Below are 19,120 nucleotides of genomic sequence, written 5' to 3'. Positions count from 1 at the left end.
CCTGCTGTTTATAGATTAGCTTTGTTTTTTAATCAATCGAATGACTTGTTTTTTTATGCTAGAATTCAGTGTGTTTTTTAAGCATTAAGGAGTATTTATGGATCTTGCTTATATGGCAAAAATGCCTAACGATGAGTTTGTTTTTCGTCGTAAGAAACTATTAGCACAATTAAAAGATAATTCAATTACCATCGTTTTTTCCTCTCAGGAAAAAATCCGTAATCAGGATTGTCATTATCCTTTTCGACAAGACAGTTATTTTTGGTATTTAACAGGCTTTAATGAACCTGATAGTATTTTACTTTTAATCAAAACTGCAGAAAAATCACAAAGTATTTTATTTTTGCGGCCCAAAGATCCCTTAATGGAAACGTGGAACGGAAGACGTTTGGGGATTGAAAATGCAACGAAAACGTTGTCTGTGGATTTGGCTTATGATATTGCCGAATTTGAAACACAGTTTTTACAACTGAGGGAAAATATCACCGCACTTTATTACCATTCAGCTCAACAACCTTGGGGAACTGAGTTTTTACAAGATATACTGAATAGAAAAACTGTGCAATTTGCACAAGTTTTAGATTGGGCAGTTCTTGTGGACGAAATGCGTTTGTTTAAATCAGCAAATGAAATTGCTTTGTTACAACAAGCAGGACAAATTTCTGCTTTGGCACATATTCACGCAATGCAACAAACCCGCCCTAATCGCTTTGAATATGAAATCGAAAGTGAAATACTACATCACTTCAATCGTTTCGGTGCTAGATATGTTGCGTATAACAGTATCGTAGCCGGTGGCGAAAACGCTTGTATTTTACATTACAACGAAAATGATCAAATTTTAAAAGATGGTGATTTGTTGCTTATTGACGCAGGTTGTGAATTTGCTATGTATGCAGGCGATATTACTCGTACTTTTCCTGTCAACGGTAAATTTACTCAGGCACAACGAGAAATTTATGAAATTGTATTAAAAGCACAAAAACGTGCTATTGAGTTGTTAGTGGCAGGCAATAGTATTCAACAGGCAAATGATGAAGTGGTAAGAATTAAAGTGGAGGGTTTAGTTCGTTTGGGAATTTTAACTGGCGATGTACAAACCTTAATTGATAACCAAAGTTATCGTCAATTTTATATGCACGGATTAGGGCATTGGTTGGGACTTGATGTGCATGATGTAGGAAGCTACAGCAGTGAGGTGCAAAACGGAGATCGAAATAGTAAAAAACGAGACCGCACTTTAGAAGCGGGCATGGTGTTGACTGTTGAACCCGGTTTATATATCGGTACGGATGCAAATGTACCGGAACAATATAAAGGAATTGGCGTTCGCATTGAAGACAATATTTTGATTACTGAAAATGGGAATAAAATTTTAACCTCTGCTGTACCAAAAGAAATTGAGGATATTGAAAATCTGATGCAACAATAATTTAAGTGAAGAAAGAGGGGTAAAAATATGCACTTGCGCTACGATGTTGTAATTGTCGGTGGTGGTATGACCGGTGCGAGTTTAGCATTGGCACTCAGCTATCAGACACAGGGTAAAATAAAAATAGCCGTACTGGAAAAACAAATTCCTCATCAGCATCATCACGGTGGCTTTGATGCTCGCTGTATTGCTTTATCATCAGGAAGTTGCCGGCGTTTCAATCAGATTTTATTGCCGAATAAGCAATCGCTGTGGCAATTATTAACGCCTCTTTGTGAACCTATCAAACATATTCATGTGTCAGACCGAGGGCATTTCGGTATTGCAGAGTTTTCTGCTAAAGAATTTTGTCTTGCGGCTCTGGGCGCTGTCATTGAATTAAATCAGGCGGGAGCGGTAATGATGCGAGCTATGCAGGATTGTAGCAATATAGATTATTTTTCCCCCGTTTCTATTTCTTCTCTTGAACGAAATGTTGAGCAAGTAAACATTCAGTTAGAAGATCACCGCACTTTAAGCACTCATTTATTGGTGGGAGCTGACGGTACTCAATCCAACGTAGCAAGTGCGGTGGGTATTACACAAGAGCTTGTGCATGAATATCAACAAACTGCTATTATCAGTAATATTTTGGTACAACAACCTCACCAAAACCGTGCCTTTGAACGTTTTACCGAAGAAGGACCAATCGCTTTATTGCCAATGAAAGACAATTTAATGTCTTTGGTTTGGTGCGTCAAAAATAGTCAAGAAATAATAAACCTTAATGATCAGCAATTTTTAAGCCGCTTACAACAACGTTTTGGTTGGCGAGTGGGAAAACTGAAAGAGTGTGGTAAACGTTTTGCCTACCCTCTAAATTTATATAAGGCGGCACAACATATTCAAGATCGTGTTGCCTTAGTTGGTAATGCCTGTCAAACTTTACATCCGGTCGCCGGACAAGGATTTAATTTAGGTATTCGTGATGTAATGAGTTTGGCAAATGTGGTATCGCAAGCTTATTTACAACAACAAGATTGGGGGAAATATCAAGTTTTACAAAACTATGCGAAACAACGCAACCCCGATCAACGTAATATTATTGGTTTAACTGATGGTTTAGTCTCTATTTTTGCCAATAATTTATTACCGCTACAAATTGGGCGTAATCTTGGCTTGATGGCATTTGCTCAATCTTCTTTATTGCGACAGTATTTTGCTAAAGCAACGTTAGGCTGGTGTTAAACTTATCTTTATTTGGAGTAATGACGATGAAAATATTTGATATTGCAATTATTGGTGGAGGCATGGTGGGCTTGGCTTTAGCTGCCAGCTTGCGAAATAGCCCTGTGAAAATTGCTGTAATTGAAGGATTTCCTAATAAAGAACCGATTGAGCAACTTAGTAATCGTGTGAGTGCAATAAATTTAGCCAGCGAAAAAATGTTGCAAAACTTGGAAGTTTGGCAAGCTTTATTGAATTTTAGAGCGACGGCATACGACAAAATGGATGTTTGGGAGAAAGATAGTTTTGCACAAATTCAATTTGATACACAAAGTTTAGGGCTGGAGCATTTAGGGCATATTATTGAAAATCATCTGATTCAAAATCAACTTTGGCAAAAGGTAAAAATGCAAAAAAATGTGGAAATTATTACCGCACTTCCGCATCATTTAGGACTCACCGAAAACAATGCAATTTTAACCACAAATGATGGACAAATGTTATCGGCAAAATTAATTGTAGGGGCTGACGGAGCAAATTCTTGGGTGCGTAAACAAGCAGATATTCCGCTCATTTTTCGTGATTATGGACATCATGCTTTAGTTTGCAACGTAAAAACTTCCGAATCGCATAAGAATTGTGCTAGACAAATTTTTAACAAAGACAGCATCTTAGCTTTCTTGCCTTTACATCAACAAAATTTATGCTCAATAGTGTGGTCTTTACCGCCACAACAAGCCAATGAACTCTTAAACGCAGAGGAAAATGAATTTAATAAAAACTTATCTGTAGCTTTTGACAATCGTTTAGGATTATGCGAGGTGCGTGGAGAACGCAAAGTTATACCATTAACTGCACGTTATGCACGTAGTTTTGCCAAACATCGCATTGTGTTAGTAGGAGATGCGGCTCATACTATTCACCCCTTAGCCGGACTTGGAGTCAACTTAGGTTTTCAAGATGCTGTTATACTTGCACAAGAAATTAACAAAAATTTAGCTTTAAGAATGGATATTGGTGAATACCGATATTTGCGTCATTATGAACGATGTCAGAAAACAGCGGCAGTCAAAATGTTAGTGGCAATGCAGGGACTAAAAGAACTCTTTAACGGCGATAATCCGGTGAAAAAGTTAGTACGTGGTATAGGTTTAAATACCACTAACCGATTTGGTTTCGTCAAAGAACAAATAATGAAACAAGCACTAGGAATATCCTTTTAATTTGTTTATTCAGTATGTTGTTTTGATATTAGGTTGATATGGCGTTGAGTATTATTCACTACCCAAAATTTTATAAAACAGAAAACTACTCTTTGATCAAGCCTCCGAAAGGAGGACTAAATAACCAACTGATTAAATTACAACGAAGAACGGATTCAATTAAAAGGACTGAGTCCGATACAATATCAAAATCAGTCCTTTGAATAGCAGTCCAACTTTTTAGTGTCAGATCAAAATTTGTTTTAAAAATTTTCTTTTCTTTAAACTTTTATTTATCACTAGATATTTTTTGTTGAATATAGTCTTTTAATGATATTCTTTCTCCTGAAGCTAAATTAAATTCTATATCCTTATATTTAGATCTAACTTCACTATCAAGACTTGATTCAAAAGTCTCCACCTCAAACTTTTTAGTTTTGAATATAGTATTTAGGTTCGCTTTAATGTTTCTTACATACTCATTTTTCACTTTCGATTCAATGTATCCATTCAAATTAGTACTCGTATCAAATGTTGTTAATTTATTAACATTATCTCCCGATATATTAACTTGAGGTTTTAATTGAATTTTGCCACCTACTACATCTGTCTGTCCCTCAACACTAATATTAGAATGACCACTTAAATTTCCCTTTAATTTCAATGCTTCATTTACTTTTGCATTTAATTCAGTATTTCCAGCTAATGTTACATCCCCACTAAACGCTTCCAATACTCCATGAGCATGTAATTTTCCATCAGCTTTAGCATTTCCTGTTAACTCTTGTAATCCTGCCTCATTTCCTGCCACGTTTCCATTTAGATTTAATCCCATATTTCCATCTAAATTTTCTAGTTTTCCTTCAACTTTTAGATTTCCGTTCCCCATAACAGCGGTACTAGTTGTTATATTTTGAGACATTTTTTTCGATAAATCCGATTTTAAATTTATGTCTATGTCTCCTGAAACATTTTCGCCTATACTTCCTTTAGACTTTAGATTACCATCAACATTATTATCTATTGAATAATCTTTAATGCCATTTTCGTTATTAATTTTTATGCTCGAATTATTAGCTAAATTAATGTAGCCGGAAACATTTTTAGTTGCACCTTTTACATTCAAATTAGCATTTGACGATAATTCAGAATCTAGTTTTATGTATTTTCCATGTTCCTTAATTACATTACCTTCAGCCATCAATCTTAATTTAAATTCGACGGTATCATTTATTTTTACTATTGCTTCTATTTCTCCACCAGCATTTCCTTTTATTCCACCTTGAATTATATCCATATTTTTAGTAACTAGATTACCGTCTACACCTACATTTAATTTGCTTTTGATATTTTCAGTATTAATTTGAGTAACAGTAGATAAATTACCAGTTAAATCATTACTTATTTGACCATCATGATCTATAGATAAACGATTATTAACTTTTAATTTTATTTCATCAACATATTTTTCTGGTGTAATTGTCAAATCTCCTTTAAGCTCAGTACTCACATTTACATCTGTGATTTTTCCATCTTCAAAAGCTAAATCTCCAATAACACCTACATAACCTGTACCTTGAATTTTTTTACCTTTTGAATCTAGCTTAGTTTTTGCTCCACCACTTGCTTTACCCTTAACATCACCGCTTGGATCTACATTTAATCCCAATTGAGTATTAACATCAATATTGACTTCTATATCTTTCTTTTTATCTTCTTTTTTAACATCAACTTTACCATTTTCAACTTTTACAATAGATACATTTTTAACTTTTTGATCATGCTCTACTTTAGCTGTAGCACTCCCAACCCCAATTTTTGTACCTCCATTATACATACCTGCTAGAGTAACGCCATATTTAGTTTCTTTATCTGCCTTATCATATACACTTAATTTATCAGTTTCAACTTTACCCTCTTTTGTTTCTATTTGAGAATTTTGTAATTTTAATTCTTTAGCTTTTAAATCTATTTTTTCTGCTTCTATTTTACTTGAAGTATGTTCTGTTTTATAATTTCCTTTGTTTTGAACAGTTGAATCACCTTTAAATAATGTATTTTGACTTATAATTTCATGTACCATAGCTACTTGAACACTGGCATCTGTTTCGTTTGAATTTACTTTTTTCTCAGCAGATTCTAAACTCACTTTTTCAGCTTCTATTTTAACTTCATTTCCTTTAATCTTAGATGCTTCTAATGATAACTCTTCTGTTTTAATTGTAACTTTATCAGCTTTAATTTCACTTTCATTATTATCAAATTTTGAAGATGTTAAATGATTAGTATTGTATTTAATACTATTTTCAACATTCATCGTTACCCCTAAAGATTCAGGATCTAGTTTTTTATCTGAAACATTAGCAACTAATTCTTTAATGTTATCAATATTTTTTTCCAGCATTACCTTATATTCTTTTATCTTTTGATATCCTGACACTGGATTTAAAGCATATCCTGAAAGATTGTCTTTTTCATCATACATTTTCTTTAAGGTTTGAATAATTGCAACAGATTTAGCATCTAATTTAACATTAGACCCTAATGTAACTGTTTCAGAATCCTTTTTATAATCTTCTTTGGTTTGAGATTTAACTATATCAACTTTTTCTTTAGATTTTATTTCTACTTCTTGTCCTTCAATTTTAGAACCTTTCACTAACACTTTGTCTGCTTCTATTTTCACATTAGCTTTAGCATTAATATTTGAGGAATTAGAAGTTTCAGTATTTAAATTTTCTTTAGTTTTACTAATTATTAATTTATTATCACTTTCTAAATTTCCTTCATTTACTGCAATTTTATTAGTCGCTGAAACCGTTACTGTATTCTTCTCAACCTCAGTTTTAGAAATATCATCTTCTATTCTAACTATTTTTCCTTTAAGTTCTAAATTATTAGCATTAATTTGAGAACCTTTTATTGAATTTTCATTTTTAGCTACTATTGTAACTTTTTCTCCTTCAATTTCTGATTTTGAATGTTTTTTTTCTTTAACTATCATTTTTTCATTTTTATATAATTCCATATCTACTTTTGCTGATATATTATCTAAAGTAGCATTCTTTTCAAAACCACCTTTTAAATCCCCAGCAAGTAATTGTCTTGATTCAGTTTCTGTTGTTTTGTCAAGTTCTTTAGAAGTTATTTTAACATCACTAGCTTCTATAAAGATTTTTTTCCTTTAAGGCTACTTCCAATTATTTCTAGCTCTTTATCAATCTTAGCTTTTATTTCACCTTTACTTAAAACTATAGACCCAACTGCTTCATCTTCCATCTTCTTAACTTTATTATAGTTTATACCTAATATACCATTATCTACACCATAATTTTTGTCTAATTCATTATTAATCTTTAAGACATCTATCTTAGTTGTACCCGATTTATAGTTTATTGAATCGGTACCTACAATATAACTCCCTACATTATTTGTTTTTTTAGAATCTAAAACTAAATCTTTTGCATAAATAAAACTAGCTACCGCTCTTTCACTTTTTTCGTTATGTTTAATTTTTCTAAATGTTTTAGAAATATCATAAGATGATTTATAATCTTTTGTAACTTTTTCAGCAAGATTTTCTAGTAATTCAACATTAATTTCTGCTTTATTATCAGATTTAATAATTGAACCTTTTGATTGCAATTCTTTTGATTTAATTTTTAAATTATTCTTAGCATAAATACCTGAACTAGAAATAATTTCTTTTGTTAAATTTTCTTTACCTGTTTTTATTACTATTTCCTTATCTTTTTTACTTAAAAGTTTAACATTTTTAGCACCAATATCTATATTATCTGTATAAATAGTTGAATTATTCAAAACAAGCTCATCAGTTTTCATATTATATTCTTTAGCTTCTATACTTTGACCTTTTAAACTTATTTTTTTAGAATTTGTTTCTAACTTATCTGCTTTAATAGATGCTCCTGTATTTATATCATCGTGAAGTTCTATATTATCTACATCTAATTTCATATTTTTAGCCTTAATTTGTGATTTATTCACAGCAGCTATTTTAGCCTTTCTTGCTGCCTGATCAGAAACCAAGCCTTTTTCATAAATTATATCATAATTGGCTCTTATATCTTTTTGTAAAACCATTAAATCCCAAGATAAATTTTCATATCCATCATTCAATGTTATATCATTTGATAAACTATTTTTATTAACTAATTTTTTAGCTTTAATATCTAATTCATCAATAGCTTCTATACTAGCATCTTGATTTAATAAATCATCAGTCAAATTAATTTTAATGTTTTTTGAAGAAATAATAGATTGATTGGCTTTAACATTACTTACTGCAACTGCTTCTAATATTTTTTTATCATCTATCTCAGTTGCATAAATATCTCCTTTATTAACAAAATCTCTTTGTTTATGTTTATTTTTAACTTTTTCTTTATCTTTTCTAATTAAAAAAGTATTTGTATCTTTATCATTAAATTTATTTAAAGCTTCATCAAATCTTTTAAAAATATTAGCCTCTGGGCTTAACCTTTTTGCCATTTCTTCATCAGTAGCCCATTGATTTAATAAAGAACCCGTCAAATAAAGAAATGCATATTCTGGTGTTAAAGTTTGTTTCATTCTTTTATTCCACACTTTTTCTAATTGTTCTTTAGTGTAGACATTACCTTTAGCATCTATCCATTTTAATTCATGTGTATTATTACCAAAATCTACAGCCCCCTTATTTTCAAGCGATTTAGCAGTTATATCTATTTTATTTCCAGATATAATATCTCCATTGTTTTTAATTTTACCTTTTGAATTAATATTAATATTATTTTTTGCTAATAATTCGTTAACATTAATATCCGTATACCCCGTCGACTGAATTTGTATATCATTCCCATAAATAGCCCCCAAATCACTCGCACTCACATAATTATCATCTAATGAAGATATTTCATTATTTTTTATAGAACTATGTCCTAGTACTATTTTTGTGTTTTCTGCAGCAATTTTACCTTTATTATCTAATTTTTCACTATATATCGATATATCCTTAACGCCGCTAATTCCTTTTGATGAAACATTAACATCACCTTTTTTAACCGACACTGACATATCATTGTCATCAACAACACCTGTAGTCAGTACCAATTTGTCGATATTTACAAATTTACCACCATCAACATTTATACCATTTTCATTAGCTATGTATACTTTTAGTGGATTTGATGATGCAGCTTCTAAAGTTGAATTTAAGCTTGTATTACTCGTCCCCTTCACATTCAACACTGCTATATCTGCTTCTTTAGTCTTTATATTTTTATTTCCATCGATTTCACCAAAATGAACTGTCTTATATTTATGAGTAGACTCAATGTTATTGATAACTGTCCCTTTATCTTTAACATTAAATTCATTTAAGTTATTAACAGAAACTCCCTTTGTGTTTGGCGTGTTAATATTGATTATATCGAAACCATCCTTCTTTTCTACCTCCGTGTCCCCATTTTTCACGGTCTGTGCATTTACTTGAGCGGATATCACTGCAAATAAATATACCATTGTTAATACTTTTTTCTCATTATACATAACTACTCCTTTTCACTAAGATTTCCTTTCACTAAAATTCAAACCCTAAATTTAAATTTAAAACTGAATTACCTTTATTACTCCTTGAGTATTCTAGATTAATACTTGTTTGTTTATATTTAAATTTTGAACCTATGCTCATTCCAGTTGAATATTCTTTAAAATTACTACCTAGTGCCACATCGATATATGGTATTACATTAATTTTGTTTATTGTCATTGGATATTTCAGTTTATTATTCATAACTATGAGTTTATCTGTCTTTGCTATTGATAACGGGATATTATCAATCCCATATATATTAAGTTTTCTCGTATAACGATCATACACACTATCCGAACTCATATTCTTATTATAAATCACATTCGTTATTAAATCATAGTATTTGGAATATAAATTAAAATCTATACCTGATGTAATTACATAATCCTTTTTTTTATATGCTCTTATATCCGCAATATTTATACCTATTTTAGGTTTTAACATTAATTGAACATAATAACCACTTAAATTCAATAATTTTGTATACACTAAACTTGTTTCAAACTCATAAAACCAATTGTTTGTTATATTCGTATTTTTCCTTACATTAAACCTTTTATTATTTATAGTTATCGAATTATTTAAATCTATATTATTAATATCCGTATTTACATTCAATAATATTTCTCTTTCTATTGTTTCTACATCTTCATTTAAAATGTCTTTCGTATACTGATACTGTATTGTTGCTTCATTATTTCTTATAGGTATTTTATATTTCAAGCTCATATTTCTATAATCTGATAATAGAGAAAAGTTCACATTTAATTCGTCATTCATACCTATTAATTGTTCGAAACCAAATCCAACAACATATTTAAAACCACGATAAGAATCCGAATTAATACCTTTAGAATAATCTGCAGAAATTTTAGGATATATCGCAGGTTTAAAGTCATTTATGATTATTATATTACTATCTTGACTACCTTTGATATTTTCCACCCTTATTTTTACATTATTACCTTTTATTTTTTTAAATTTAGATACTATTTCATCAATATCACGAATATTTAATATCTCTCCCTCTAATTTATTTAAATTTAATAATTCCTTTTTTAATTTTGCATTTTTTGTCGAATTATCTTGTAATATTACTTTTTGTATTTTTCCAGGAATAATAACTAAATTCTCTTCTTTATCAATAATTTTCGATGTTACATAACCTCTGTTTAATAATTCTATTGTTAATACTTCTATCTGTTTTATAAGTTCATCTCTATTCCAAAATTCTATATATTCCTTATCAATTAAATCATAATCATCTATAACATTAATCCTATATGAATAAGCATATGCTGATATTAATAACAGAATTGCAGTTATATATTTTTTCTTCATTCCCTTCTTACCATAATAAACTTTTTACGTTTTATTATCATGACATTTTTTAAATGTCAAGTTTAAAATAAAAATATCCTGAAAAATTCATCACTTTAATTTTTAGGATATTTTCCAATTCAACTATGACCATTTATTCAAAAAGTATTTTCAGATTGCCTGAAAACTGATTTTTTCTCAGCACGATAACCTTGAATATCATCAATAAAAAAAGAGTTGCTGATTTAATCCGCCCTCCATCGTGTGTGAGTCATTGTTTTTCTAACTAAAAATGTTGTTTGACTGCTTGGTGCATCATTTTATCACGCACGACATGATGATAATGAAGTGGTTTGGGTTTATCGCCCTTTTCCATTTCCAAACCATTACTTAAAACCAGTGTACTTTTATTCGTCTCTGCGACGAATAAATCATCAATTGCTTGATGAAAAAGGCTTAATTTTTCGCATTTACTTAACTTAAATTCTTATGTGTTTAAAACAAAAGGTGCCTCTTTCCGTCCAAATTACTCAATCAATATTTCAAACCGAAACAATAATAATTTATTTTGAAATAAATTTTGATTTTTTGATCAACTTCACAGTTTTTAAAATGAAAATAACTTACTATTTACATGTCTCTAAAATGCAGAGATGAAAAAATATGTTTTATTTTGAAAATTGGAGGTCGTATGATCGAAGCAATCACACACGGAGCAGAATGGTTTATCGGTTTGTTCCAAAAAGGGGGAGAAACCTTAGTCGGAATGATGAATGGTATTTTACCTCTATTAATCTCATTACTGGTTGTAATGAATGCCTTAATTAAATTTATTGGGCAAGATCGTATAGAAAGACTGGCACAGAAAAGTGCAGGCAATCCTATTTCACGTTATTTGATCTTACCGGTAATTGGCACTTTCGTTTTTTGCAATCCTATGACGTTAAGTTTAGGACGCTTCTTACCAGAGCGTTATAAACCAAGTTACTACGCCGCAGCATCTTATAGCTGCCACTCAATGAACGGCTTATTTCCTCATATCAACCCAGGTGAATTATTCGTTTATTTAGGTATTGCCAGTGGTTTAACGACTTTAGGATTACCTCTTGGACCTTTAGCTGTTAGCTATTTATTAGTCGGCATGTTCACTAACTTCTTCCGTGGTTGGATTACGGACTTTACCACAGCTTTCTTTGAAAAAAGAATGGGAATTACATTAGATAGAGAAGTGAATCTATCTCACTAAACTAATTAAACGGAATGAAAAGTAGAGGAATACATTATGAGTAATAAAGCAGTTTATATTGAAAAAGGTAACGGTGGCTGGGGTGGTCCATTAACATTACCTATTATTGAAGGCAAAAAAATACTTTATATGACCGGAGGCACTCGTCCTGCTATTGTGAATAAATTGGTGGAATTAACTGGCTGGGAAGCAGTAGATGGTTTTAAAGAAGGCGAACCGCCAGCAGAAGAAATTGGAATTGCAATTGTTGACTGTGGTGGTGTATTACGTTGTGGGCTTTACCCAAAACGTCGCATTCCAACTATTAATATTCACGCAACCGGCAAATCAGGACCTTTAGCAGAATTTATTGTTGAAGATATTTATGTTTCTGCCGTAAAAGAAAATAATATTTCGTTAATTGATGTGGATGCCGCAGCCCTTTCTGTCATATCTGAAGAAAAAATTGCTTCATCAACTACCGCAAAAGAGTATGATTCAAGTAAAAAAATCACCGAACAAAGTAATGGTTTATTGGCAAAAATAGGTATGGGAATGGGTTCTGTCGCCGCACTCTTTTTCCAAGCCGGACGTGATACTATTGATACAGTCCTGAAAACCATTTTACCGTTTATGGCATTCGTTTCCGCCTTGATTGGAATCATTATTGCTTCCGGTTTGGGGGATTTAATTGCTCATGGTTTAACACCGCTTGCAAATAGCTCACTCGGTTTAGTTACTCTTGCGTTAATTTGTTCTTTCCCACTACTCTCTCCATTCTTAGGTCCCGGTGCTGTTATTGCTCAAGTTATCGGTGTATTAGTAGGGACACAAATCGGTTTAGGGAACATTCCACCACATTTAGCCCTGCCGGCACTTTTTGCCATCAATGCTCAAGCCGCTTGTGATTTCATTCCCGTGGGGCTTTCAATGGCAGAAGCGAAACAAGATACTGTGCGAGTGGGCGTACCTTCTGTATTAGTCAGTCGTTTTTTGACTGGTGCACCGACAGTATTAATTGCATGGGCGGTATCTGCATTCATTTATCAGTAATCACTTTACAAGCGGTTAAATTTGCAAACCAACCGCTTGTAAAAAAAAGGAATATTCAAATGACGATTATCTATAAAACAACGTTTACTAAAATCGGCAATTTTGCTCATGATGCACTAAACGACAATATGTTAATCACTTTCAAACAAAATGCACCTGCCGATTTAGAAGATTACTGTTTCTTACACAATCCATCTGAATTAAGCGACGCTTTACAAGTTGGCGATATTGCCGAATTTGATGGTGTTGAATATCCGATTACCGCCATTGGCAGTGTAGCGTCGGATAATTTATCCGCACTCGGACACATTACTTTCCGTTTTGATGGGGCGACCGAAGCGGAATTTCCGGGAAGTGTTCATGTTGTTGGTGTTCCACCAAAAACATTAATGGAAAGTTCCATCTTAGTTATTAAACGTGATTAAGTCCAAATTAGAAATGATTTCAAATTGAAAGTTAAAGGAATATATTATGAATAATGAAAAAAAAGTAGCCATCGTTGTCGGTGGTGGTCAAACACTAGGGGCATTTTTATCTAAAGGTTTAGCGGATGCTGGCTATCGTATTGTTGTTGCCGACTTAAATGGCGAAAATGCACAAAAAGTAGCTGCTGATATTAACGTCAAGCAAGGCGAAGGAAATGCAATTGGGGTGCAAGTTGATGCGGGCGATGAATCAAGCGTTGAAGCTTTGACAAAAGTAACGGATTGTGTATTTGGTCGTGCTGATGTCTTGGTCTATAACGCAGGTACTGCAAAAGCTTCACCCATTTGGGATTTCAATTTAAATGATTTTGATTTATCAGTAAAAGTGAATCTAACGGGTTACTTTTTAACTGCCAAGCATTTTTCCCGTTTAATGATTCGTGATGGCATTAAAGGGCGTATCATTCAAATTAACTCTAAATCGGGTAAAGTCGGAAGTAAGTACAATTCTGGTTATAGTGCGGCAAAATTTGGCGGTGTTGGCTTAACACAATCCTTAGCATTAGATCTTGCTGACAAAGGCATTACAGTTCATTCATTAATGTTAGGCAATTTATTGAAATCGCCGATGTTCCAATCTTTAATTCCACAATATGCGGCTAAACTTGGTATCTCGGAGAGTGAAGTGGAGCAAGTTTATATTGATAAAGTACCTTTAAAGCGAGGTTGTGATTATCAAGATGTACTGAATGTTTTAAAATTCTATGCTAGCGAAGAAGCGGCTTATTGCACTGGACAGTCAATTAATATTACTGGCGGTCAAGTGATGTTCTAAATGAGTAAACAGTCAGATTATTCAGACTCTATGGCTTTTTATTAAGAGGTAAAAATGGATCCAATTACATTGCTGATTACATTCTCAATTATAATGTGGCTTTTGCAATCTATTCTAGGCTGGCTACAAATTAGAGCCTTTAACCAAGCTTTTCTAGAAATAAGCAAGAAAGGAAAAATCACTGTTGGGCGTAACAGCGGTCGTTTTAATCCAAAATCGGTGATTGTCTTGGCATTTAATGAAGAGAAAAAAGTTGTGGATAGTCTTCACATGAAAGGTTTTTCTGTTTTTGCCAGACCACAAAAGTTAGTTGACGTCATTGGCTTACCTCTTGATCAAATTATTCCGGAAAAAATTTTTCCAACTGATAAACGCTCACAATTTGCGTTAAAAGTAGCAATATCTTCCGGATATAGTTGTTAAGATCAAAAAACAATGTAAATTTTATTTCATTTTGAATATTTTTTCATTGAAAAATGCGATAATGGAGAAAAAGGATGCAAATCAATAGTGTTATCTTTGATATGGATGGGGTAATGATTGATTCAGAACCTCAATGGGCAAAGGCTCAAATTGCGGTATTGGCTGAATTTGGTATCGCAATTACCGAGAAAGAGTGTGAAAAATTCACTAGGGGTAAACGGATCGATGAATTGAGTGAAACTTGGATTAAAAAATTTAACTTATCCGTATCCAACCAAAAATTAAGTGAAGCAATTTTGGAAAATGGTTGCAGTGCAATTGCACAAACAGGTATAGCATTGAAAGGGCTGTATGAATTATTAGCGTTTTTAAAATCTAATCATATTAAACTGGCAGTTGCTACATCATCGCCTCCAGTTGTAATTAAGACCATTTTTGATCGCTTAAAATTGTGGGATTACTTCCCAATTCAATGTAGTGCAATGGATGAAGAATATGGCAAACCACATCCTGCCGTCTATTTGAGAGCAGTAAAAAAATTAGGGATTGAAAAACAAGAATGTATTGTTATTGAAGATAGTATTACTGGTTTAATTGCAGCCAAAGCAGCCAATTTAACTACATTTTTGGTGAATTCCAATTATGAAAATGAAAAATTTTCAATTGCCGATGAAAGAATGGCTTCACTTTTAGATGTCATGACAAAACTAAAACTATATTAGCATAGATTGGTTCGCTCCAATTTTTGCTAAATTGGAGGAACAATGAAACCTTTTGAAAGAAGACAGCTAATTTTAGCGTTTTTAGCAAAATATGGGCGAACGGAAGTAGATGTTTTGGCTACTCATTTTAAATTGACGGGTGCAACAATTCGTAAGGATTTAACCGCACTTGAAGAAGATAGAAAAGTCTTACGTACTTATGGAAGTGTCGTCTTAATTGATGAAGAACTTCTTGAACGAGAAGAAAAAATCAATAAAGAGGACAAAGAAGATAAACCGATTGCACAAAAAACAGCAATCAATATTCAACAAAAGCTACGTATTGGGCAAAAAGCAGCAACGCTTATTAGTGAAGGAAATTCGGTCATTTTTGATGCAGGGAGTACTGTGCTACAAATGATCCCATACTTAAAGCAGTTTGATAATCTTTCTTTAATGACAAATAGTTTAACAATCTTTAATGCTATTTTAGTACTGAATAAACCTTATAATTTATTAATTTCCGGCGGGACATTTCGTGAAAAATCAGCTTCTTTTCACGGTTATTTTGCTGAATCTGCTTTTATCGGTTCAACCTTTGATATACTTTTTATCGGTACTGATGGCTTTGATTTAGACGTTGGGCTAACTACTTTTAATGAGGTCTATAAAGTGAGTTCTCTGATGTGTGATGCAGCGAAAAAAATTGTGGTTTTAGCCGATTCCAGCAAATTTGGAAGAAAAAGCCCGAATATTGTGTGTGGTTTAGATAAAATCCATACAATTATTACGGATGAAGGTTTGTCTTTAGAAATGAGAGAAAAAATTAGAGAAAAAGGTATTGAACTATTAGTAGTGTCAAAAGACAACTAATTAAAATGGCTTGGGAAACCAAATGACTTATGCTAGGGATAGCAGGATGGATACCAGAAAGTCTTAAACAACAGTTTGAGAGGATATACATTTGCTTTGAATAAAAATTATAAAGCCTAATTTTTCTGACCAAGTCATAAAGCCGATAGGATGTTTTAACTATCGGCTTTTTATTCATTGCTCAACATTACCTAATGAAAAATTAAAGCCTTATTCTCTCGGATCGGAATTATTCAAAACACTGTCAGTTTGAGCTTGGCGAAATTGGTGCAATTTTTGTGCTAAGTGCGGATCGAAAGCAGCGAGAATTTGTGAGGCCAACAGAGCGGCATTTGCAGCTCCGGCAGATCCGATAGCCAAGGTTCCCACAGGAATGCCTTTGGGCATTTGCACAATAGAATATAAACTATCTACACCATTTAACATTGAGCTTTTTACTGGTACACCTAATACAGGCACGATAGTTTTTGCTGCAATCATACCGGGTAAATGTGCGGCACCACCAGCACCAGCAATAATCACTTTATAACCTTTTGCTTCTGCATTTTCTGCAAACTCAAAGAGTTTATCGGGAGTGCGATGTGCCGATACAACTTCAACATGGTAAGGTAAATCCAAGCTATCTAAAATGATAGCGGTTTCTTGCATAGTCGACCAGTCACTTTTTGATCCCATGACAATGGCTATTTGAGGTTTATTATCTTGCATAAGAATTCCTTTACTAAAAATAATGCTAAGAATAGCATAATATAAATTACACAAGCAAACGATTGCGGATTAATCAGAACGCAAAGTGCGGTATTTTTTTATAAAATTTAGTTGCGTATTTGATATTTATTTTGTAAGTTATTTTTTACAACCATTGTAATAATAAATGTACAAACTATATTAGTAAGATGAAAATAGCTATGGACGTTTTAAAAAATTTAAGAACAGAAATTGATTGCTTAGATCGTGAATTACTACACCTTTTTTCTCAACGCTTAGAATTAATCAGAAAAGTAGGCAAAGTGAAACATCAATATGGATTACCGATTTATGTACCTGAACGTGAAAATGAAATGGTACAGGCTCGTCGCAATGAAGCGGAAAAGTTAGGTGTTTCACCGGATTTAATTGAAGATGTTTTGCGTCGTTTGATGCGGGAATCTTATACTAGAGAAAATCAATACGGTTTTAAAACAGCAAATCCTGAAATAAAAAAAATCGTCATTGTTGGAGGAAAGGGAAAATTAGGGGCATTATTTGCTCGTTATTTGTCTTCTTCTGGTTATCAAATTGCTGTCTTAGAGAAACAGGATTGGCAAAGTGCGGATAAAATTTTACAAAATGCAAATGTAGTTATTGTTTGTGTCCCAATTGCACAAACTTTAAATGTGATTGACCGTCTGAAGCCTTATCTAACCGAAAATATGCTATTAACAGATTTAACCTCAGTCAAACGTCAACCGTTGGAAAAAATGTTACAAGTGCATCAAGGTGCAGTATTAGGATTACATCCAATGTTCGGTTCTGATATTACCAGTATGGCAAAGCAAGTTGTGGTACGTTGTGACGGTCGCTACCCCGAAAAATACCAATGGCTTTTGGAGCAAATTCAAATTTGGGGGGCAAAAATTTATCAAGTTGATGCAACCGAGCATGATAAAAGTATGACGTATGTACAAGCCTTACGTCATTTTTCAACCTTTGCAAATGGTTTGCATTTATCAAAACAACCTATTGAGTTGGCACAATTGCTTGCCCTATCTTCACCCATTTATCGTCTTGAATTAGCCATGATCGGACGTTTATTTGCTCAAGATGCAGAACTTTATGCAGATATTATTATGGACAAATCGGAGAATTTGGAAGTGATTAAGAGTCTAAAACAAAGCTATGAAGAAAGTCTAAATTTCTTTGAACATAATAACAAGCAGGGGTTTATAGACTGTTTTAATCAAGTGCGGGAATGGTTTGGTGAGTATTCAGAGCAATTTTTGAAAGAAAGTCGGCAATTATTACAACAGGCGAATGATTACAGAAGCATTTGATATCATTTCAAATTTTTCTCAAATTTTCATAAGATGATTGATAAAATAAGACACTTTTAAAGGGAAAGACAAACAGATAAAAGGTTAAATAATTAATGAAATGCTGGAAAATTTAAGCTATTTTATCAGCCAATGAATTTTTTCGGACAACCGCCGGCTCACTAAAAGAACACATAACGGAATATTATGATCCAGCAAAGTAATTAAAACATATATCATTTCGCCAACAGGTAATTTTTAAAGTGGTGTTCTTGCCAATCAACGACACATCAGAGAAATGCCTTATTTTGAAGTTTCCAACAGGGCAATAATCTTTTTAAGTGATTGAATTTCTTTTTCTTTTTGAATAAGCAACTCATTTTTATGTGCAAGCGTCAGTTTTAATTTTTCGATTTCAATTAACGATGATTCACTCATATTGCCATAATTTGTATAAATATAATCACTGTTCTCATTCATACAAAAAATTACACCTTTATCAATATCTATCAGATCCGCTAAGTTCATATTAAAAATACGAGCAATCTGAACCAATTTATCATAGTGCAACTTTGTTTCGCCCCGTTCAATTTTTGCATAACCACTTAGAGACATATTCATTTTATGAGCCATTTCTTCTTGAGACCATTGGCGGACTTCCCGCATCAGGCGAATTTTATTATGCATTGTCATGAAAACCTCACAAATTGGGTAATTTTAATCACAACTTAGGTAGTAATTTATCTTATTCGTTTCTAGTCAAAATACAGATTGTTACCTAAAATCTAACTTCGAACACTAATAGACAGATTAGTATAAT

General features: G+C 32.6%; 16 protein-coding genes and 1 pseudogene. 12 read left to right on the top strand and 5 right to left on the bottom strand.

Annotated features, from left to right (window positions below):
• Nucleotides 1-97 precede the first annotated feature (97 nt).
• The 4 genes and pseudogenes from pepP to HNR69_RS09735 form a co-directional block, all read left to right on the top strand.
• Complete coding sequence (gene pepP / locus HNR69_RS02620; protein ID WP_075293748.1) at nucleotides 98-1,432, top strand: Xaa-Pro aminopeptidase; 1,335 nt, start codon at nucleotides 98-100, stop codon at nucleotides 1,430-1,432.
• A 27-nt stretch (nucleotides 1,433-1,459) separates the two neighbouring features.
• Nucleotides 1,460-2,659, top strand: a complete 1,200-nt coding sequence (ubiH, locus tag HNR69_RS02615; RefSeq protein WP_075293747.1) for a 2-octaprenyl-6-methoxyphenyl hydroxylase — start codon at nucleotides 1,460-1,462, stop codon at nucleotides 2,657-2,659.
• A 26-nt stretch (nucleotides 2,660-2,685) separates the two neighbouring features.
• Nucleotides 2,686-3,861 carry an FAD-dependent monooxygenase gene (locus HNR69_RS02610; RefSeq protein ID WP_075293746.1) on the top strand — a complete coding sequence of 392 codons (1,176 nt, stop codon included), beginning with the start codon at nucleotides 2,686-2,688 and terminating at the stop codon, nucleotides 3,859-3,861.
• A 138-nt stretch (nucleotides 3,862-3,999) separates the two neighbouring features.
• Nucleotides 4,000-4,068 (top strand): annotated as a pseudogene (locus HNR69_RS09735) (IS3 family transposase); the annotation flags it as partial.
• 61 nt (nucleotides 4,069-4,129) lie between these two features.
• Here the strand turns inward: HNR69_RS09735 and HNR69_RS02600 are convergent.
• From HNR69_RS02600 to HNR69_RS02590, 3 genes are all read right to left on the bottom strand, one after another.
• A complete protein-coding gene (locus HNR69_RS02600) occupies nucleotides 4,130-6,868 on the bottom strand; it encodes a translocation/assembly module TamB domain-containing protein (RefSeq protein ID WP_075293745.1) in 2,739 nt (912 codons plus the stop codon).
• Between the two features lie 137 nt (nucleotides 6,869-7,005).
• Complete coding sequence (locus tag HNR69_RS02595) at nucleotides 7,006-9,390, bottom strand: two-partner secretion domain-containing protein (protein ID WP_075293744.1); 2,385 nt, start codon at nucleotides 9,388-9,390, stop codon at nucleotides 7,006-7,008.
• Nucleotides 9,391-9,421: 31 nt separating this feature from the next.
• Nucleotides 9,422-10,774 carry a ShlB/FhaC/HecB family protein gene (locus HNR69_RS02590; protein WP_075293743.1) on the bottom strand — a complete coding sequence of 451 codons (1,353 nt, stop codon included), beginning with the start codon at nucleotides 10,772-10,774 and terminating at the stop codon, nucleotides 9,422-9,424.
• A gap of 670 nt (nucleotides 10,775-11,444) precedes the next feature.
• Between HNR69_RS02590 and srlA the strand changes: the two genes are divergently transcribed.
• The 7 genes from srlA (at nucleotide 11,445) to srlR (ending at nucleotide 16,288) form a co-directional block, all read left to right on the top strand.
• Nucleotides 11,445-11,999 carry a PTS glucitol/sorbitol transporter subunit IIC gene (gene srlA, locus HNR69_RS02585; RefSeq protein WP_011608835.1) on the top strand — a complete coding sequence of 185 codons (555 nt, stop codon included), beginning with the start codon at nucleotides 11,445-11,447 and terminating at the stop codon, nucleotides 11,997-11,999.
• Between the two features lie 36 nt (nucleotides 12,000-12,035).
• Entirely contained in the window at nucleotides 12,036-13,031 is a 996-nt protein-coding gene (gene srlE, locus HNR69_RS02580) for a PTS glucitol/sorbitol transporter subunit IIB (RefSeq protein ID WP_075293742.1), read from the top strand.
• Between the two features lie 59 nt (nucleotides 13,032-13,090).
• Nucleotides 13,091-13,456 (top strand): PTS glucitol/sorbitol transporter subunit IIA, encoded by a 366-nt coding sequence (srlB, locus tag HNR69_RS02575; RefSeq protein ID WP_012340271.1) that lies wholly within the window; start codon nucleotides 13,091-13,093, stop codon nucleotides 13,454-13,456.
• Nucleotides 13,457-13,502: 46 nt separating this feature from the next.
• A complete protein-coding gene (srlD, locus tag HNR69_RS02570) occupies nucleotides 13,503-14,291 on the top strand; it encodes a sorbitol-6-phosphate dehydrogenase (protein WP_011608832.1) in 789 nt (262 codons plus the stop codon).
• 54 nt (nucleotides 14,292-14,345) lie between these two features.
• On the top strand, nucleotides 14,346-14,714 hold the full coding sequence (gutM, locus tag HNR69_RS02565; RefSeq protein WP_011608831.1) for a transcriptional regulator GutM: 369 nt from the start codon (nucleotides 14,346-14,348) through the stop codon (nucleotides 14,712-14,714).
• Between the two features lie 74 nt (nucleotides 14,715-14,788).
• On the top strand, nucleotides 14,789-15,436 hold the full coding sequence (gene hxpB, locus HNR69_RS02560; RefSeq protein ID WP_075293741.1) for a hexitol phosphatase HxpB: 648 nt from the start codon (nucleotides 14,789-14,791) through the stop codon (nucleotides 15,434-15,436).
• A 42-nt stretch (nucleotides 15,437-15,478) separates the two neighbouring features.
• A complete protein-coding gene (gene srlR, locus HNR69_RS02555) occupies nucleotides 15,479-16,288 on the top strand; it encodes a glucitol operon DNA-binding transcriptional repressor SrlR (RefSeq protein ID WP_075293740.1) in 810 nt (269 codons plus the stop codon).
• A gap of 210 nt (nucleotides 16,289-16,498) precedes the next feature.
• On the opposite strand, the gene purE is transcribed toward srlR, so the two are convergent.
• Nucleotides 16,499-16,996, bottom strand: a complete 498-nt coding sequence (gene purE / locus HNR69_RS02550) for a 5-(carboxyamino)imidazole ribonucleotide mutase (RefSeq protein WP_075293739.1) — start codon at nucleotides 16,994-16,996, stop codon at nucleotides 16,499-16,501.
• A gap of 200 nt (nucleotides 16,997-17,196) precedes the next feature.
• Here purE and tyrA point away from each other — a divergent pair, with 200 nt between their 5' ends.
• Nucleotides 17,197-18,321 carry a bifunctional chorismate mutase/prephenate dehydrogenase gene (gene tyrA, locus HNR69_RS02545; protein ID WP_075293738.1) on the top strand — a complete coding sequence of 375 codons (1,125 nt, stop codon included), beginning with the start codon at nucleotides 17,197-17,199 and terminating at the stop codon, nucleotides 18,319-18,321.
• Between the two features lie 282 nt (nucleotides 18,322-18,603).
• Here tyrA and HNR69_RS02540 read toward each other — a convergent pair whose 3' ends face one another.
• Nucleotides 18,604-18,993, bottom strand: a complete 390-nt coding sequence (locus HNR69_RS02540; RefSeq protein ID WP_075293737.1) for a helix-turn-helix domain-containing protein — start codon at nucleotides 18,991-18,993, stop codon at nucleotides 18,604-18,606.
• Nucleotides 18,994-19,120 lie beyond the last annotated feature (127 nt).

The sequence above is a fragment of the Histophilus somni genome (assembly GCF_014202395.1).
Taxonomy (GTDB): domain Bacteria; phylum Pseudomonadota; class Gammaproteobacteria; order Enterobacterales; family Pasteurellaceae; genus Histophilus; species Histophilus somni.
Note: the sequence above shows the minus strand (reverse complement) of the source record. Positions and strands in the feature narration are given on the sequence as shown.